The sequence below is a fragment of the Nakamurella sp. GG22 genome, assembly GCF_052976845.2.
The window spans coordinates 22,209-37,727 of the sequence record NZ_JBRIIO020000026.1 but is presented as its reverse complement, the minus strand read 5'-3'; the positions used below and the strand labels follow the sequence as shown (position 1 = coordinate 37,727).

16 protein-coding genes are annotated in these 15,519 nt (G+C 65.7%); 5 read left to right on the top strand and 11 right to left on the bottom strand.

Annotation, left to right across the window (positions count from 1 at the left end; translation table 11 throughout):
* Nucleotides 1–3: 3 nt before the first annotated feature.
* The 4 genes from ACVBEQ_RS22050 to ACVBEQ_RS22035 form a co-directional block, all read right to left on the bottom strand.
* On the bottom strand, nt 4–333 hold the full coding sequence (locus tag ACVBEQ_RS22050; protein WP_447155549.1) for a type II toxin-antitoxin system PemK/MazF family toxin: 330 nt from the start codon (nt 331–333) through the stop codon (nt 4–6).
* Nucleotides 330–539, bottom strand: a complete 210-nt coding sequence (locus ACVBEQ_RS22045) for an antitoxin MazE-like protein (RefSeq protein WP_447155548.1) — start codon at nt 537–539, stop codon at nt 330–332. The genes ACVBEQ_RS22050 and ACVBEQ_RS22045 overlap by 4 nt, the downstream gene beginning before the upstream one ends.
* A gap of 170 nt (nt 540–709) precedes the next feature.
* The gene (locus tag ACVBEQ_RS22040) at nt 710–2,695 is read right to left on the bottom strand and encodes an ABC1 kinase family protein (RefSeq protein ID WP_447155547.1); all 1,986 of its coding nucleotides are present in this window, start codon (nt 2,693–2,695) and stop codon (nt 710–712) included.
* A gap of 166 nt (nt 2,696–2,861) precedes the next feature.
* Nucleotides 2,862–3,080 (bottom strand): hypothetical protein, encoded by a 219-nt coding sequence (locus tag ACVBEQ_RS22035; RefSeq protein WP_447155546.1) that lies wholly within the window; start codon nt 3,078–3,080, stop codon nt 2,862–2,864.
* Between the two features lie 244 nt (nt 3,081–3,324).
* On the opposite strand from ACVBEQ_RS22035, the gene ACVBEQ_RS22030 reads away from it, so the two are divergent.
* On the top strand, nt 3,325–3,930 hold the full coding sequence (locus tag ACVBEQ_RS22030) for a hypothetical protein (protein ID WP_447155545.1): 606 nt from the start codon (nt 3,325–3,327) through the stop codon (nt 3,928–3,930).
* A gap of 478 nt (nt 3,931–4,408) precedes the next feature.
* Nucleotides 4,409–4,621 carry a hypothetical protein gene (locus ACVBEQ_RS22025; RefSeq protein ID WP_447155544.1) on the top strand — a complete coding sequence of 71 codons (213 nt, stop codon included), beginning with the start codon at nt 4,409–4,411 and terminating at the stop codon, nt 4,619–4,621.
* 312 nt (nt 4,622–4,933) lie between these two features.
* Here the strand turns inward: ACVBEQ_RS22025 and ACVBEQ_RS22020 are convergent, their stop codons facing one another.
* From ACVBEQ_RS22020 to ACVBEQ_RS22000, 5 genes are all read right to left on the bottom strand, one after another.
* On the bottom strand, nt 4,934–6,532 hold the full coding sequence (locus ACVBEQ_RS22020) for an amidohydrolase (RefSeq protein WP_447155543.1): 1,599 nt from the start codon (nt 6,530–6,532) through the stop codon (nt 4,934–4,936).
* Between the two features lie 131 nt (nt 6,533–6,663).
* Nucleotides 6,664–7,062 carry a type II toxin-antitoxin system VapC family toxin gene (locus tag ACVBEQ_RS22015; protein WP_447155542.1) on the bottom strand — a complete coding sequence of 133 codons (399 nt, stop codon included), beginning with the start codon at nt 7,060–7,062 and terminating at the stop codon, nt 6,664–6,666.
* Entirely contained in the window at nt 7,059–7,526 is a 468-nt protein-coding gene (locus ACVBEQ_RS22010; protein WP_447155541.1) for a FitA-like ribbon-helix-helix domain-containing protein, read from the bottom strand. The genes ACVBEQ_RS22015 and ACVBEQ_RS22010 overlap by 4 nt, the downstream gene beginning before the upstream one ends.
* Before the next feature lie 129 nt (nt 7,527–7,655).
* Entirely contained in the window at nt 7,656–8,237 is a 582-nt protein-coding gene (locus ACVBEQ_RS22005) for a TOPRIM nucleotidyl transferase/hydrolase domain-containing protein (protein WP_447155540.1), read from the bottom strand.
* Nucleotides 8,238–8,496: 259 nt separating this feature from the next.
* Nucleotides 8,497–10,857, bottom strand: a complete 2,361-nt coding sequence (locus tag ACVBEQ_RS22000; protein ID WP_447155539.1) for an RCC1 domain-containing protein — start codon at nt 10,855–10,857, stop codon at nt 8,497–8,499.
* A gap of 632 nt (nt 10,858–11,489) precedes the next feature.
* On the opposite strand from ACVBEQ_RS22000, the gene ACVBEQ_RS21995 reads away from it, so the two are divergent.
* A complete protein-coding gene (locus ACVBEQ_RS21995; protein WP_447155538.1) occupies nt 11,490–11,702 on the top strand; it encodes a type II toxin-antitoxin system Phd/YefM family antitoxin in 213 nt (70 codons plus the stop codon).
* A gap of 600 nt (nt 11,703–12,302) precedes the next feature.
* Here the strand turns inward: ACVBEQ_RS21995 and ACVBEQ_RS21990 are convergent.
* The gene (locus ACVBEQ_RS21990; protein ID WP_447155537.1) at nt 12,303–12,698 is read right to left on the bottom strand and encodes a hypothetical protein; all 396 of its coding nucleotides are present in this window, start codon (nt 12,696–12,698) and stop codon (nt 12,303–12,305) included.
* A gap of 406 nt (nt 12,699–13,104) precedes the next feature.
* Here ACVBEQ_RS21990 and ACVBEQ_RS21985 point away from each other — a divergent pair, with 406 nt between their 5' ends.
* Nucleotides 13,105–13,350, top strand: a complete 246-nt coding sequence (locus ACVBEQ_RS21985) for a ribbon-helix-helix protein, CopG family (RefSeq protein ID WP_447155536.1) — start codon at nt 13,105–13,107, stop codon at nt 13,348–13,350.
* A 217-nt stretch (nt 13,351–13,567) separates the two neighbouring features.
* On the opposite strand, the gene ACVBEQ_RS21980 is transcribed toward ACVBEQ_RS21985, so the two are convergent.
* Nucleotides 13,568–14,128 carry a helix-turn-helix domain-containing protein gene (locus ACVBEQ_RS21980; protein ID WP_447155535.1) on the bottom strand — a complete coding sequence of 187 codons (561 nt, stop codon included), beginning with the start codon at nt 14,126–14,128 and terminating at the stop codon, nt 13,568–13,570.
* A gap of 83 nt (nt 14,129–14,211) precedes the next feature.
* Between ACVBEQ_RS21980 and ACVBEQ_RS21975 the strand changes: the two genes are divergently transcribed.
* Complete coding sequence (locus ACVBEQ_RS21975; protein WP_447155534.1) at nt 14,212–15,489, top strand: vWA domain-containing protein; 1,278 nt, start codon at nt 14,212–14,214, stop codon at nt 15,487–15,489.
* The last annotated feature ends 30 nt before the right edge of the window (nt 15,490–15,519 follow it).

Below are 15,519 nucleotides of genomic sequence, written 5' to 3'. Positions count from 1 at the left end.
GATTCAGGAAGCGAGGCCGAGGAACACGATCACCAGTCGTTCTATCGCCACCGTTTCCGTCGCTGACAGTCGCCCGACGTACCGGTCCATCCGAGCGCGACGGACAGTGGTGATCTTGTCGACCATGACCCAACTCTCCGCTGTCAGTCCGCTCGTCGGTCCGGGCGCGACGGGGAACCGGAACAACGGCATCGAACCGCCATCAGTCGACGTGAGGGGAAGGACGGTGATCGACTCGGTTCCGTCGAACCGATCGTCCTGCACGATGAGTATGGGTCGGGGCTTCGAGGCGTAGACGCCGCCGGTTGCCGTCCAGATGTCCCCCCGGCTCACTCCGAATCCCAGTCCGCCGCCGCCACGTCGTCGATCCAATCCTGGGTGTCGTCCGCCCGGTCCGCCGCGGCGGCGAGGAGCGATTGTTCGTGGGCTGCGCGGGAAAACGAGTCGGACCGGACGTCCGGCACCCACACCTGGATCTGCCGGAAGCCTTGCTCTCTCATACGCCGCCGGTGTTCGGCGACACGGTCCCTGACGGCCATGCGTCGATGTTACACGTAACGCTCGTGGTGATGGTCGCGGGCGATGCTCCGCTGGTGGGCTTGACCGCCGAACCGGGCCGGTCGGGGCCATCGAGTTGGCGATTTCCGACGTTCGTTGGGCGGTTTTCGGTCGAATATCGCCAACTCGATTCCCCAATGGCGCGCCGCCTTCAGCCACCCCCGCGGCGGAAAACCGGCGCCAGCACCCGCAATCCCAGGATGAACGAGATGACCAGCAGGAAGTAGCCAATCAGTTGGTACAGGCCGATCGTCGGCGTGACCTGCGGTCCACCCGCGGCGCCCAGCAGGAGCACCGCCATGATCCCGGTGACGCCGGCCAGGAAGGCCACCAGCACCTGGTGCAGCAGACCGGTGACTGTGGCCCTGCCTCGCTCGTCGGCGAGCACCCGCACATTGACGGCGAACCGGCCGTGTTCCGCTGCGTTGGTGATCCGCTCCAGCCGGCGCGGTAGCCGCCGCAGGATGGGCGTCAGCTCCGCCAGCTCCTCCAGCGCAGTCTGTTTAAGCAGCGCGGGGGTGACGCGCTCGGTGTACAGGGTGGCGGCGATGCCCCTGCTCTCGGTGATCAGGTCGAAGTCGGGCGCAAGCCCGGTGAGCGTGCCCTCGATCGTGGCCAGCATTCGGAAGACGGCGGCCACCTCGGGCGGGATCGTCAGCCGGTGCGCGGTGATGATGCGGAACAGTTGCCCGAACATCTGCGCGCTACCACCTGACGCAGCGGTGCCGCCGACGACGAACCGGGCCAGGAATCGGCCCAGATCGCGCTCCAGTTGCGCGTCGTCTACCTCCTCCGGCCGCGGCACGATCTCGAGCAAGGCGTCGGACACCGCCAGCGGATCGGCCTGGTCGATGCCCAGCAGCAGCCGTTGGATGGCCTCGCGCAGCAGTTGGTCCAGCCGCCCCACCGACCCGAAGTCCAGCAGGCCGATGTCGCCGTCCTCGAGCAGCATGATGTTGCCCGGGTGCGGATCGGCGTGGAACAGCCCATCCACGACGACCTCGTGGATGAAGAAGTCCAGCACCTGCTCGGCCACCTCGGCCCGCCCGCCCCGCGCGGCATCCAACAGTGGCCCGGCGTCCGTCAACTTCGTCCCGACCAGCCGTTCCATCACCAGCACCGTCGACCCGGACCACGCCCGGTAGATCCGTGGAACCCAGACATGCTGGGCACGCCGGAGCGCGGCCGAGCCCATCACCGCTTCGACGTTGGCGGCCTCCACCCGATAGTCGAGTTCTTCGCGTAGTGCGGAGGCCAGCCCCTCGGCCAGTTCGCCCGCGCCGATCGACCCGGCCCATTGGGTCCATCCCTGCAGCCGGCCGGCGAGCCAGCGTGCGATGTCCAGGTCCCGCTCCACGGTCTGCTCGATCCCCGGGCGGCGGACCTTGACCACGACCGCTTCGCCGGTGCGCAACCGGGCGGAGTGGACCTGCCCCACCGAAGCGGCGGCCAGCGGTTGCTGGTCGATCTCGGCAAACACCTCCTGGACGGGCCGTTTCAGCGCGGCGACCAGCACTGCTTCCACCGCCGGCCACGGAACCGGGTCGGCGTCGTCCTGCAGGCGTTGCAGCTCGTCGACCACCTCGCCGGCCAGCAGGTCGCGCCGGGTAGACAGGATCTGGCCGATCTTGACGAAGGTGACGCCGGCCTCATTCAGCGCCGCGGTCAACCGCCGACCGAACTCGGTGCGACCGGTGGGGGTGCTCAGTGCCCGGCGCCGTCGACCGCTCGCGTAGGGCCACATGCCATTGCGGAACAGGACTCTCACGATCTGCGCGATCCGGCGGGCGCGGGCGAGCCGACCGCGCAGCCCGCGGCCCCAGACTCCGTGAAGCGGCACCGATCCGTACGGCAGGAAGGCCTCGCCGACCACCAGGAACAGCATCGCGGCCAGGATCGTGCACATCATCGCCAGCAGCACGAACCAGCCCAGCCGGCCGTCCGTCGGGTCGATGTCGGCGACGGAATCGGCGATGGCGACGAGGATCGGTTGGTAGACGATCAGGGCGAACACGCCGCCCAGCAACAACCGGATCGGCCCCAGCCGGAGACCGAGCATGCGCTGCACGAGGAACCCGAACAGCAGCGCGGTGACGATGGACAACACGAACCCGACCGGTGCGGTCAGCCAATCCATCCGCGACTCCTTCGCTTGGGTGCCTCGAGTCGACGCGTGAGGCGACGCGGGCTCTTCTGTTATCAACGCATACGGTCGGGTTCGATCTCAAACGCGTTGCTGGGGCTGCGAGGCGCGCGCGGGAGGGACTCCGCGATCGAGTCGCCAAGTTCGGACCTGGTTTTCGTCATGAACGGTCCGGTAGTGGCGAATCGATCTGCCGCCTGTCCGGATCTGGGCCCGGCTGATCAGTTGGCTGGGCGCTGGTAGACCCGTTCTCCGCGGAGCAGGTCTCGGCGACCTGCACCTGGTCGATGTCCTCTGGGTTGATGGTGAAGATGTCCCGGTCGAGCACGACGAAGCTGCCCTCGTAGCCGGGGTCGATGACACCGACACCGTCGATCACGCCGACACCGTCGAGCGGGGCGACGGTCCCGGGGGCCGGCCTGCGGATTTCCTGCCAGGCGACCGCAAGATCGGCAGAGGAGAGCCCAGAAAGCCATGAATTGGCGCGCGGAGAATCTCGCCGCGTCAGTTCCGTTGCCGAAGAAAAGCTGGGAGAATCCGGCGATGTGTCGCATGTCACAGCCAATAGGCGTGATGGACGATTGGCGAGATCGTCTCATTTGCAACTTAAAGAAGGTGACCCAATGATGCAAGTTGCCGCAAAGAGGTCCGCTGCCCTTCTGTCCGCGGTAGCGATTCTCGGAAGTCTCAACGCCTGCTCAACCCTGTATTCAGGGACGGCTGTGCCGGTTAGTGGTGCGTCAGACACCACAAATTCGTCCCTGTCCAGCCGTGAGGTACCAGCAACCTCTCTAGCGCCGGCGGATGTTACCGAAGCGGATTCGGTAGACGACCGGGCTGTTGACGAGGCCGGGTGCGAGGTGTATCTGTCGGGTGTCGACGCACTCTTGGCGTCCGCCTCCGGTGCACTGCACAACAGCAGCGAAGCATTCCATGACGTAAGCGACGGCTACTCATTTGCGCCTAGTGAACTTGAGAGTGCCGCCGAAGATATCAGCGAGACCACGGATCTGATCGAAATAGCGACGGATCTGTTGGACGACTGCAATGACCCGGCTCTCGCCCAGTCGCCTCAGGATGCTGTTCTCGCGTATGGCGATGCGATGGACATTGGTAGTTCGATTACTGACTCCTACCAAACCCCACAATTTGAATCAGACATAGTTCGGTTTGACATCGCCGTTGACAACTTTGATATCGAGTACGAGGGTTATATGGTCACTCGGTGAGAATGAAGCCTTCATTAAGCAGGCGTAATTTTCATCTCACCGGAACGTTCGCTGCGGCCGTTGGGTTAAAGACCTGATCGCTGTTGGTGTGCCGATCACCCAGGTATGCGATTCTCTCTGCTGAGGCGAATGCCCGACATAAAGAGCGCTCAGTGAGCGCTGAAGATTAGCGACTCCATCACCCGCGCGTATCGCGAGTTCGTCGAGATCGCCGGCACCGCTGGTCACTGACCTGGGCGGATCCGGGACCTGTCTCATAAGCGACACGCTGTTCAACGACAACGACACTGCGAGATGTCGTCCGGACTTGAGACCGACGACTACGTGTTTCCGGGCGTGCCCGGTACAGAGTTCAGAAACCGCCACACGCTCCCCCGCACCCACCACGCACAGAAAAGAGAACCATGACCGCCCCTTACACCTGCTCCAACGATCGCCAGGGATACATCCGACCGGTCAACAACGCGAAGTACGCACGATGAAGGCGGCTGTCGGCTTGGTCGCGGTCATTGTCTTCGTCGCAATCATCGTCGGCGTATTCCGCGGCGACGACGGCGGGTCGTCGACCTCGACGCCGCCAGCGCACGCCGCGGACTGGCACACCGTCCCAATCAAGGGCTGGGCATGCGACGCGCACACGATCGCTGAGATAGAGCGCACCACAGGCGGAGTTGGGTACTGCGTCGACTAGACAGGCGACGAGGCGTGTATCAAGTGGGCACGTCGCCCACTCGCCACACGCATCCCCAGACTCGAAGGGCGCCGGTCGAGCGGATGGACGCATGGACTGGCTCCTAGTGCACGGCCTTGGTCGCGCTCAGCGTGGGGAAGCACCCTCACTGTCGGTAAACCTGGCGCGTGCATGTTGGCTCCGGCTTACAGGTGTGTGGCTGGTGCGTCCGGGTAGGAAGTCCCCGCAGGACTACCCGCCCGGCGACGTGACCGCCGGAGGCGTCGTAGGTCGTTCAGGAATTCCATTGCGCAGCGCGAAGTCAAGGTTGTATCAAGCCAGCGGACGCTGGTAGACCCGTTCGCCGCGGAGCCAGGTTTCGGCGACCTGGACCTGGTCGATGTCCTCCGCGTCGATGGCGAAAACGTCGCGATCGAGGACGACGAAGCTTCCCTCGTAGCCGGTGTCGATGACCCCGACACCGTCGAGCGGGGCGACCAGCCGGGGCCGGCCGGTGTAGAGCAGCAGGGCCTGGGGCACGGTGACGGCCTCCGCCTGGCCGATGTCGGCGCCGTTGTAGGCCCGTCTGGTCACGGCGGCCTTGATGGACACGAAGACGTTGTCCGCGTCAGCCCAGGCGGTGGCGGGGGTGTCGGAGGACAGCGCGGTGAACGGCACCCGCTCGTAGAAGGACCTGATGGGGTAGGCGATCTCGAACTGGCTCTCGGACAGGTTCCGCTCGTAGCTGTCGTACTCGGCGAACAGGAAGATCGAGTGGCTGACCACCGCGAACGTCATCTCCGAGGCGTTCAGCCGATCGATCATGGCGGGGGAGAACAGGGTGGCGTGGTCGAGCCTGATGGACGGCAGGTCGCCCATCCAGGGCTCCTCGTCGCCGAACATGTCGATGACGTGGTTCAGCGCCCGGTCGCCCATGGCGTGCACGGCGACCTGAATGTGGTTGCGGCGCGCCCAGTTTACCGCCGCCCGGAGGTCCTCGTCGGTCAGCGTGTGCATGCCGTGGTCGTGCGAGTCGGGGTAGGGGTCCTCGGTCCACGCGGTGCGGTTCGAGTAGGCGCCGTCCATGAACAGCTTCAGCCCAGCGATCTTGATGCGGCCGGTCCGGTCGTCGTCGGTGAGGTCTCTTATTCCGTTCTCGGCGATCGCCGGCCAGGCGTAGTAAAGGGCGCACTGCACCTGCAGCCCTTGCTGTTCCGCCGCGCGGAACGTGGTGAGCGGTGACGGCACCATGGTGGCCATCAGATCGCCGACCCCGACGATCCCGCGCTCGAGGAAGTGCTGGTTCAGCCGGACCAGGTTGCGGACCTGCTGCTCGTCGTCGGGGGCCGGGATCGTTGCCGCGACGGTGTCGGTCGCGTTGGTCTCGATGAGCTGGCCGTTGAGCCGCCCGTTCGCGTCCCGCCCGTACTTTGCGCCGGGCGGGTCGGGCGTGTCGTCGGTGATCCCGGCCAGCTCGAGAGCCCGGTGGTTGCAGGCGGAGGAGTGGCCGTCGCAACGTTGGACGAGAACCGGCTGGCTGGCGCTGACCTGGTCCAGGTCGTCGGTGGTCGGCCCGCGGCCCTCCAGGTATTTCGACTCGTCATAGCCGAAGCCCTGGATCCAGGCGTCGGGCCCCTGTCCGGCATTGGGGTGGGTTCGCAGAGTCTCGAGCAGTTCGGCCAGCGAAGTGACCGCGGGTGGGAAGCACATCACCGCGTCCACCAGCGTCGACAAGAACGCCGGGTGGGTGTGCACGTCGAGAAAGCCGGGGACCACCGTGCGGCCTTCGAGGTCGATCCCCGGCTCGCCGCTGACGTCAGCCTGGTTGCCCACCCATGAGAACGCGCCGTCCGTGATGCGGAACGCGGAGGCGAAGTCGTCCTCGCCGCGTCCGGTGAACACCTTGGCGTTGAAGAACAGCTGGCTGGTCAATGCTCGCTCCTTTGCCTGAGCAGCTGAACCTACTGAACGCTGTCTGCTGGGCGTGCTGCGCCTTGGGTTCGATCGTGCTGGGGACTGGTGCTGCGGCGGGAGGCACTCGGTCAGATGGCGGCCTGAGGGGATCAGCCCTGCGGCACGACGAACGTGCATCGGGGTCCCGTTGCGCGGCTGAGCTTCTCATCGAGCGTTGCCAAGGTGGCGTCCAAGGTTTCGGCGAGTGCGACGTACCACGCGTCGTAGGCGGTAACCGTCGAACGCAGCTCCCACACCCTGTCGGCGCAGAGACTGTAAGGAAACAATTCGACGCGCAGCGATCGGAGGTCGTCATGCGCGAGTGAGGCGACGTCCGTTGAGATCTCGGCAGCTCGGGCCGCCCTTCGGAGCACGTTGGCGACGTCCGCCTGCATCAGGTGCGGGGCAGCCAAGTGATCGCCCTTCAACAGTGATTCGGCCCAGTGCCCCAGGGGACCTCGGTCGACCAGGGCAGCGACCACGACCGACGAGTCAACGACGAGTGTCATGCCCGGTCGGCGTCGCGATGAGCCAGGATCTGATCCACGCTCAGCGCGCTGCCCGTGGTGTTCTTGCGGGCGCGAACCCGCGCCACCCACACCTCGGCGTCCGGCTCTTGCGCAAGCGTGACGAGGCGAGCCCGCAGATACTCCTGCAGCGAGCGACCGGTCAACGCCGCGCGGGCGGCCAGTTCCTCGCTGGTCTCGTCCGGGATATCTCGGATCGTGATTGACTTGGGCACAGCTGCAGTCTGCTGCTTGTGCTGCTGGTTTGCAAGCAGCGAGCCTTGACCGTAGGTCTGTGCCTGCAGCCCGGGCTCTCCAGCTGCTCGGAAGGTGCTGACCGGATCGGGGACCATTGCGGCCAGCAGATCGCCGAGGCCGACAATGCCGCGCTCGAGGAAGTGCTGCTCGAGCCGGACCAGGTTCCGGATCTGCTGCTCCTCGTCGGGGACCGGGATTGCCGCCTTCACGATGTTGGTGGCGTTGGTCTCGATCAGCTGGCCGTGGAGCCACCCGCCTCTGTCGCGCCTATGCCGCGCACCGGGCTGGTCGGGTGTTTCGTCGTTGTCCGGGCCAGCTCGAGCGCGAGTGGTGCTCGGTCAGATGGCGGCCATCAGTTTCGCCAGCGGTGCTGGCATGTTCGCGAGGGGGAGCGCGTTAACCAGGACCGGTGCGTACTCGATCTTGCGCCCGCCGCGGGTGCCCATGAACCGCCTCAGCCTGGCCTGGTCCGACCGTCCCTGCTGCGCGGGCTGCTGCTGGAACTTCCGGAATGACGCAAGGTCACCCCGCTCTTCCAAGACGCGTTCCACGGCCTCGACACCGAGCGCCCGGATCAGCTCGTCCTCGAGATCGGCGTCGCAGACGAAGAAACGGCGGTGCTCGAGTTCGGTGCGGTTGGCGACCGTCCCCAGCCCCGCCCGCCCAAACCCGGTCTGGAAGAAGCGCATCTCGGCGAGGTCGCACAGGCCAGCCAGTCCCAGGTTGAGTCCGTGCGGGCCGTAGCGCTGCAGGAATTGGCCGATGTTGGTCGCGCCCTGCATCGGCAGGACAGCGACACCGTCAGCGGCCAGGTCGCGACCCCAGCGCTCCGCCAGGGCTTCCACAGCTCGCTGGTCGCTGACCCCCTCGACGAGGACGACAGTCCGCAGACCGACGACGACCTCGTCCGGGGCAGGCATGGCGTGGACCGTACCGGTCGGCCGACTGAGCCGGAGGGGGATTAACGCAGGTGCCTCACCAGGGATGGTGCCGCCCACGTCCGGTTACTTCCGGGCAGGGACGTCGCCGGCCAGGACTTGTTCCTGGCCGGCGACGCGTGGTGACCACATTTCCGGCGACACCGAGGTGAGCACCTACCGCCGCCGGGATTCTGTGTGCTGCAGGGCAAGTGCCAGTCCGTCAATCGACATCACGCCTGTGCTGCGGTCGTGTACCGGCTCAGCGGGTGACGGCGAAGGCGGTGCCGTCGCCGGCGGAGATCGCGCTGACCTGGGTCAGTCCGGCCACCCGAACCGGCACCGCACTGTCAGCGGTACTCCCGTTTCCCAGCTGACCAGACAGGCCCGACCCCCACGCCCACAGGGTTCCGTCTCCGCGGACCGCATAGCCGTTGGAGTTGCCGCCGGCGACGGCGGTGACAGTCGTGAGGCCGGATACCCGCACCGGGACCAGGCTGCGCGTGGTGCTGCCGTTACCCAATGAGCCCTGGAAATTGTCGCCCCAGGCCCACACGGTGCCATCGCTGCGGACGGCGTACGTGGCTCTGTGACCACTGGCGACGAGTTTGACGGTGGTCAAGCCGGAAACCTGAACCGGGACAAGGCTTGCGGTGGTGCCGTCGTTGCCCAACTGACCAGAGAACCCGGGACCCCAAGCCCACACGGTGCCATCGCTGCGGAGGGCATACCCGTTGTGGCCGCCCGCGGTGATTGCGGTGACGGAGGTGAGCCCGGGCACCTGCACCGGGACCGCGCTGTCCGCAGTGCGCCCGTTGCCCAGCTGCCCGAACTGTCCCCAACCCCAGGCCCAGACCTTGCCGTCGCTCACGGCGTACCCGGTCGCCAGGTTCGCGGCGACGGCCGTGACGCCACTCAGCCCGGACACCGGCACTGGTCGCGTGCTGTCGGCCGTGCGCCCGTTACCGAGTCGGCCCATACCGCCGTAGCCCCACGCCCACACGGTGCCGTCGTTCCGCAGCGCGTAGCCGGTGGAGCTCCCACTCGCGATTGCCTTCACGCTGTTCAAACCGGACACCTGTACCGGCAACTTGCTGTCGGCCGTGCCGCCGTTACCCAGCTGGCCCAGGTAGCCCGAGCCCCACGCCCACACCGTGCCGTCGCCATGGAGCGCGTAGCCGCCGGCCGACCCGCCGGCCACGGCCTTGACGTTGTTCGGGCCTGCCACCGGCACCGGCCGTGCACTGTCAGCGGTCCCGCCGTTACCCAATGCGCCGCAGCGGCCGGCCTGGTCGCACTTTGCGTTACCCCACGCCCATGCGGCGCCGCCGGCAACGGTGGAGGTCGACAGGGTGTAGCCCGTGACATCGACGGCCATGTGCACGGCGCCGGGAGACCCATTTCGCACCTGGATCTGCCCGTCGGGTCCGACCTGCGCGATCACGGTCGTCGCGACGGTTTGACGCGCGGCGAAGTTGAGGTTCGACGTCCCCGGCCAGGGCGCCCCTGTCTGCCACACCTTGAAGTAACCGGCGGCCTGCGGCGCGACGACCGTCATGGTCAGCACGACTGCAGACGCTCCGTTGGCCGGGATACCACCGATACCGGTGACCTTCACGGGGACTGTGGACGCCGCCGGCACCACCCCCGGGATCTGCCACCCGACCCGCGAATCAGCGACTCTGGCTGGGGTCACCGTGGCGACCGTCCCGGCGGTGGTTGGCGTGCCCGCTCGGATGTAGGCGCTGACGTCCACGATGATGTGCACCGCGCCACTGGATCCGTTGAAGACCTGGATTTTTCCGGCCTTACTCAGAGGCAGAACCATGGTATTCGCGATGGTGTGATGCGCCTGGAAGTTCAGGTTCGAGGTGGGCGGCCGGGCGGTGTCGGCCTTCCATGCCGTCAAATACCCGGACCGTTGAGGAGTCACGACGGCGATCGTCGCGATGACCGCGGCCACGCCGGCGGACGGGACGCCGCCCCGCCCACCGACTTGCACACCAACCGTCTTCGCCGCACCCACTGGGCCGGAAATCTGCTGGTCGACCCGGGAATCGGCGATCCGCGTCGGGAACACGGGAACCGCCGCACCGGCGGCGGTCGAAGGTTGCTGCGGGATGTACGGGATGTACCCGGTCACGTCGACGACCAGATGGACCGCCCCGCCGGACCCGTTGAACAGTTCAACTCCGTTCTCCAGTCCGGACGACATCAGCACCATGTTGGAGGTGGTTTGCCCTGCCGAGAAGTTCAAGGCGGAGGTGCTGGGACAGTTGGTCTCTGCCGCACAGATCCGGATGTGACCGCTTGCTTGGGGACGCACGACTGTCAGCGTCGCGATGACGCTGACCACCCCCGAGTCCGGGATCCCGGCTCCCCCTTTCACGCGTACCACCGCCGTGCTGAAGGCGCCGACGGGGCCGAGGATCTGCAAACCGACCCGGGAATCAACGACCCGCTTCGGCGGCACCATCACCACCGTGCCCGGCACGGCGGGACTCACCGCCGTCGCGGCTGCAACGGATCTGATCGCAGGTGCGGCGGACACGGCCGGAGCGATGACAGCGGCGACAACCAGCAGTGACAGGACAGCGATCAACACACGGACAACGGCCTTCATGACAAGGCCTCCCCCGGATCTATGGGGCGTCGGACCGCCCGCCCAGGGGTAGCCGGACGGGCCGGCGCTCAGCCGACCCCATCAGCACACCGCGTGCGGCCGAAAACCGCCAGAGGCCAACGTCCCGTCGTGGTCGACCAGCGTGGACCAGAGGATCTACCGGTCAACAGGTGTCGTGACCCGGCACTGCTCGACGCGCCGCACTCACATCCCTTCAGCAATGCGCGATCTGGACTAGGCCAGCCAGCCCCAGGTTGAGCCCGTGCTGGCCGTATTGCCGCAGAAATGGCCGATGTTGGTGGAGCCTGCATGGGCAGGATTGCGACGCCCTCGGCCGCCAGGTCGCGACCCCAGCGTCGGCCAAAGCTGGCACCGCGCGCAGGTCGCTGACCCCTCGACGAGGACGACAGTCTGCAGACCCACGACGATGTCTCCGGTGCAAGCATGCAGTGGACCGTGCCGATCGTGCGCCCGACCCTCGGAGCGCTTTACGCGGCTGGATTCCGCCGGACGGGCTCGGATCGACCAGCACTACGCGCTTTTGCGGCATTGTGCATGCCGTCTCTGGCAAATGAGACAATGTGCCTTCCAAGGGGCGTAGCCCCGGATCGGAAGGGCGTCAGATGATCCGAATGGTTGACCTGGGTGAGGCAGAAGCCCACCTGGAAGATCTCGTCGAAGAGGAATTCATCCTCACCCGCGACGGACGACCTATCGCTCGGGTCGTGCCCATTCGTGATGAGAAGCTCGCCCCAAGAATTGGCTTCCTACCTGAGATTGTCGTGCCGGGCGATTTCGATGAGATGAGCGCGGACGCGATCGCCACGATGTTCGGGACCCAGTGACTGCCTACCTGCTCGACACTGACATTCTGTTATGAGCTGCGCAGGATTCACCTTCGCTGAGTGCTGGGGTGCGCGAATTCCTTTCCAGTGTGCGGGAGATCTCCTCTGCCGCCCTGCTTCAGGTGAATGGCTGGCAGTCCGTGTTCCAGGTGTCTATGAACTGGGTGATGGCGACACCGGCAGGCTCCGGTCATAGGGGGAGCCTGCGACCCATTGTCCGGGCGTATCGCAACGGCACGCCAGGTTTTTGGGATTTCCAGTGCAGATGCACCGGCGATTCCATCGGCAAATGTTTGCTGCGGTCATTCCCCTGGTGTCGTCTACCAACCGTATGCAACCGTCCATTCGATCGGGCCATTAGTACCATGTGCAGGTAATTGAAAGCCCGGTAGGTTCATCGCGACTGCCCAGCCGCCGCAGCCTGCGCCGCGTTGGGGAACTAATCAACAGCTAGGGGTACTAAATGCTTCTCAAGAAGTTCATCCGGCTCGCGGCCGCCGCAGTGCTCGCGGCCGGTCTCTCCATAGGGCTGACCGCTGCGCCGGCGCAGGCAACGACTCCCGTAACGATGACGTTGAGCCCAACGGTGAAGACTGTGGTTCAGAACGGCACCGTAACGCTCACTGTTTCCATCAACACCGGCGGCCAACCCGTTAACGCCGTACAGTTTTTTCTTGCATTCCCAGACACGCGGCTTGATTGCTCCACGATCACGCCGGCAGCAGTGTGGGCGACATTGGCCGCGAGGAGTTGCACCTCGAACACCGCTGCGCTGGCCGTCGGAACCGCCGGTGGCGCCCCGCCAGTCAACGGCGCAGTGACGGTCGCTACTGTTACCATGAAAGCCACTTCGCTCAAGGGGAAAGCAGTGGTTTCATTCGACCGGAGCAGGACATTCGTTGTAGCATCGACAACCTCCACCGACATCCTGAATACTACAAATATTTCGACAATAACGGTCAAATAGACTGGAAGCCACTGGCCTTGATCTTTCATCGGCCCGCATGGTGGCTGCGTGGCGGTTGTCTGGAGGCGACGGCGATCAGGGGCGCTGTCGCCGCCTCCCAGTGAATCCGGGCGTCTACGGCTTGCTCGCGCTTCGTTCGTCCCCGAGACCGGTCCGCGAGATCCGGATGTTGACTCGGGGCCCGGACGGTCAAGGCCCGTGAACGCGGCCCCGAGGTTCAGCGGTTGGAGAAGCTCTCGAGGAGGCGGGTGTCAATTGTCCCTGTCACCACAGACATCACCGGAGTGTCCGGGAGGCTCCTGCTGTGGGGGCTCATAGGCGGCAGTGGGACGCAAGGGTGGCGCTACTCGGGTACCCGCGCCTCCCGGTTGGGTCAGTGAGCTGCTCCGGCCAATAACGTTGTGCTCGTGCATCTCGACACGCATGCTCTTGGGCATGCGGACCACCATCAACCTTTCGGACTCGTTGATGCGAGAGGTCCGTGTGCTGGCGGAGAGCTCCAACCGCACCGTCACCAGCCTGGTCGAACAAGCCCTCCTGGAATTCTTGGCTCGCGATGCGGATCTGCGTGAGGACGAAGAGGTGCTGCCCACCTACGGGTCGCCGAGCACGCGCCCACTGGTGGACATCGATGATCGTAATCGGCTCTACGCGACACTGGACGCTGAGCATTTTCGGTGATCCTGCCCGACGTCAGAATCTTGATTCACGCCTCACCCGAGCACGCCGTACAAGAAATTGGCTCAACAATGTGCGATCTAACCGCAAGGGAATAGTTGCGCCCGTCCCCTCCGCACTGATGACCTGACTGGTCGGCAGAGGGTGGGCTGCGCCGCAGGCTTCTGCTGCGGAAGGCATCCCCGGCCCGAGGCCGACGGTTGGACTGCTGTGCGTGCGGTCAGGAGCGGCGCCGGCTTGCAACCCCCTCGTCGATGACCGCCTGAATCACCCGCGCCTGAACCTCTGCGACCGCTTCAAGCTGCTCTTGTGGTGACAGTGCGGCCAGGACGTTCATGACTTCCGCGATGACGCCGTCGGCGGAGGCACCGTCGTCATCGGCGGCCTCGTCCCGGGGGAGGGGGGCCATCGTGTCGGGTACAGGAGCGGCTGGTGCGGAGGCGACAGCGCCTACTCCCCGGACGTTTCCGGCCCCGGATCCGCCCGCAGAGTAATTCCTGTTCGGTGTCCAGCCAGAACTGGCTGTCGCTGCAGGATTGGCTTCGGCCGGACGCCTGCCCATCGCGTCGAACATCTCATCCAGGGAGATGTGCAGCGCGCTCGCCAGGCTCTGGATCGCGGCGGGAGATGGTTGCCGGTAACCGGTCTCGAGCTGGGAGATGTAGGGGTAGGACAGCTCGGTCGCTTCCGCCACATCGCGCCGGCTCATGCCGCGGCGCTCCCGTGCCCGCCGGAGCAGGTCGCCGAACTGTCGGCTGCCGGTTTTAGGCGATTCGGCCATCGATGCTCCTTGCATAATGCTTACAGCTGCATTACTCTAATACTGAGAGCATAGCCGCTGTAGCGATCATTCAGGGGGATCCCATGCACATCAGCACTCAGTTGGACGTCGACGTCATCGCGCTCGAGAGTGACGACCACGTGTCCCTGCTCGTCGAGATGACGGCACCGATAGCTGATTCCGGTCAGCGGGCCGCGTCCCGGACCCTCGTGGTCGTGTTGGACAGAAGTGGTTCGATGGCCGGCGAACGCCTCGACGGCGCGAAGAAGGCGCTGCTCGACTTGGTGGATCGCCTCGACCCGGCGGATCGGTTCGGTTTGGTCACCTTCGACGACCACGTGCGGGTGGAGATCGCCGCAGCACCGCTCATCGACAAGGCAAAGGCCAAGAACCGGATCTCCGGGATTGAGCCGGGTGGCATGACCAACCTCTCCGCGGGTTACCTCCGGGGCCTGCAGGAGGCACGCCGCGCCGTCGACGGCGTCGATGCTGGCGCGGGCGGCACGGTGCTGTTGATCAGCGACGGTAAGGCCAATGCCGGGGTCACCGACCCGGCGAGGTTGGGCGGCGTCGCTTCCGAAGCGAGCAGCGCCGGCATCGTCACATCGACGCTCGGTTTCGGACTCGGCTGCGACGAAACCCTGCTGAGCGCGATTGCCGCCGGCGGCAACGGCAGCGAACTGTTCGGCGAGGACGCCGACGAAGCAATGGTCGCGATTTCCCAGGAACTCGACGGCCTGCTTGCTCAAGCCGTCCAGGCTGCGTCAGTCCTGATTCGGATGACGCCGGTGTGCAGGCGAATCATGGTGATCAACGATATGTCTGTGGTGGACACCCCGGATGGTGTTCTCATCGAGCTCGGCTCCTTCTATTCCGGTGAGGCTCGAAGACTCGTGGTGACCTTCGATGTGCCTGGAATTGGAGCACTGGGCTTGGCGCAGATGGCCCGTCTCGACTTCACCTGGGTGGAATTGCCGACCCTGGTGCACCATTCGATCACCGTGCCGGTACACGTCAACGTGTTGCCCGGTGACCAGGCGGCCGGCCGGATTCCGGACCCGGTCGTCCGGACCGAGCTGGCGTTCCAGCGGACGCAGCGGGCCAAGCGGGCGGCCACGGAACGGATGTCGCAGGGCGACGTCGGCGGCGCCGCCCGCCATTTGGATGAGGCTCGCGGCATCCTGTTCGCTGCCCGTGCCAGTGCGCCGATGGCGATGATGGACGCGCTCTCGGAGGACATCAGCGTCATTGATGAACTCCAGAACGAGGCCCTGTCCGGGGACCTGTCCCGAGCCGCGAAGCGGGCGTCGGTGGATACGACCCGCAAGTCAAGGCGGCGGGGCAGCGGTCGACCGGCCTGACAAGAAGCTCTGCAAAGTATCCGTGAATTG